We start from the raw sequence: 2,279 nt of genomic DNA, 5'->3' as shown, positions 1-2,279 counted from the left end.
TTGTTGACATTCCCGCTGTAACCGTAAGTGCTTCGCAGCTTCAGCACCGGCAGCAGGTCCCGCAACGGGAAGAAGGATTCCGAGCTGATCTGCCAGCCCACACCGGCCGACCACAGCGGTACGCCCTTGTTGTTGGCATCCACCCCAAAGAGGTTGGATTCGTCTTTTCGGGCACTGGCTGTAAGCATGTAACGTTCCAGCAAGGTGTAGGACAGGTTGCCGTAGTACGATCGGTTCCGGTCGGTCAGGTAAGTCAGGGACGACCGGTCGGGAATGGTGGCTGTTGAACCCACGGGCGAAAGCAGGTAGCTGGTGGTATAATCCACCCGCGAGGTGGTCAGCAGCTCATCGCTGTAGCCATACACCCGGTCCGACAGGCCGGTGGTGCGGGCCTGGCGGACTTCCGTTCCGGCCAGCACACTGAGCCGGTGACGGTCACCCCAGTTCTTGTTTACATTAAGCTGGGCCCTGCCCGAATGCGAAACAAGGGAAAGGTAGCTGTTATCCAGAATGCCGCCTTGGGGAAGGGGAAACTGCAAGTTTCCATCCTCGTCGGTGTAAGCATACTGGTTGATCAGGTTGCGCGTGTAGTAGAGCTCCTGACTTTGGTAATCACGAATATGCCGGTCCTGGTTTTCGTATTGATAGCGGCCCTCCACGTTGCGCCAGGAGGTCAGGCGGTAGTTAACCGCGGTGTTGATCCGGATATCATCCGTTTGAATGGTGTAATTCTTGTTTTGCAGCTCCTGCAAGGGGACATACGACCAGTCTAGTAGACCGTTAGTCTGAGCCTGGCTGACAAAGGCCGTGTTAAAATCACGCACCACCGCCAGCGGGTTCCCGGCATCATCAGCCAGCCGGGCATAGGGGTAAAGGCCATAGGTTCCCCCGCTGGTTATTGCGGCGCTTCCGCCATTGTTCTGCGATTGCCTGCTGTGGGAATACTGGATACCCGAAGAAATCTCCAGCGAAGTCGTGGGGTGATAAGTCAGCATGGAATTAACCGTGACCCGGTCCAGCTCGTTTCGAACCAGGTTTTCCTGGTTTTGGTCCAGTCCGCCGCTTAAGTAGTAGCTGACCGCTGACCCGCCTCCTTTCATGGAGAATGAATGCTGCCGGTTGATACTGTTTTGGTACAAGTACTTACTAAAATCCCGCCGTACATCCAGCTGTCGGTAGCGGTCAAGCTGCGCCTGGGCTTCCGTTTCGCTGATCTGCCCGTCGCGGCGGGCAATCAATAGCTCTACCACCGGCGACATCGCCGGCTGAGCCGAATAGTCTTCCATCCACGAGTAATAGTTTTGATCAAACAGGCTTTGTTCCACATCAATAAAATCGGAAGCATTCAGAAACTGCGGGTTGTCGAACACATCCGGCTTGCGGCCAATGGTGACGCTGTTGTTGATCTGGATGGTCATGGGCTGCTCCAGGCTGCCTTTTTTGGTGGTAATCACAATTACCCCGTTACCGGCACGTACGCCCCAGATGGAAGCGGCAGCGGCATCCTTCAATAGGGTGATGCTCTCAATATCGTTCGGGTTCAGGTTGTCCAAATCCCCTTCATAGGGGAAGTTATCGACAATCACCAGCGGACTTTCCTCTGACTGGATGGTACTCTGCCCGCGGATGCTCAGCGAGGGAGAACCGTCAAAGCGGCGGTCAAACAGCAGGGCCGGGGTAATGTTTTCCAATCGGCTCAGCACATCGGTGCTGACTGCCCGGTTCACCAGTCGATTGTCGATGTGGGTGTAGGAGCCCAGGGTTTTATCCTTTGACAGGGTTTGGTAACCCGTGGAGACCACCACCTCGCCAATGGAAACCACCTCCTGTTCGAGGTAAATGTTTAGCGGGCTTCCATCGTCCGGCGCGTAAACCGTTTGCCGGAAATACCCGACATGGGAAACATGAAGAGCGGATTCACCGGCTGGCAGGGCTAGCTCAAAATGGCCGAGGCTGTCGGTTACGCCCGATGCCGAATAATCAGCCGTGGTTATGAAAACTCCGGGGATTGCGTTTCCATCGCTTGAAAAAACAGTTCCCCTTACTTGCTTTAACTGGGCGAACGATTGGGTTGAAATCCCAATGCCGATTGCCAGCATGAATAAATAGCGTAATTTTTTTTGCATCATGAGGGTGTGAGTTTTTAGTCGTTTATTTGAATTGTTTAATCACCAGCATATCAATTTCGCAAAGCTCCTGATCCAGGGTTAACCCATATCGGTTCAGGTAGACCTTAAACCGGAGAATGTCCTTCTCGTTCGTTGGAAAGCTGATGTCGA

1 protein-coding gene is annotated in these 2,279 nt (G+C 53.9%); it reads right to left on the bottom strand.

Features of this window, described 5'->3' with window-relative positions:
- Positions 1-2,129, bottom strand: a 2,129-nt coding sequence (locus NC99_RS07655) for a carboxypeptidase-like regulatory domain-containing protein (RefSeq protein WP_157624650.1), incomplete at its 3' end; no start/stop codon positions are given.
- Between the last annotated feature and the right edge of the window lie 150 nt (positions 2,130-2,279).

The organism is Sunxiuqinia dokdonensis (assembly GCF_001270965.1).
Lineage (GTDB): Bacteria > Bacteroidota > Bacteroidia > Bacteroidales > Prolixibacteraceae > Sunxiuqinia > Sunxiuqinia dokdonensis.
The sequence above is the reverse complement of the archived record's forward strand: the minus strand, read 5'-3'. Positions and strand labels throughout refer to the sequence as shown.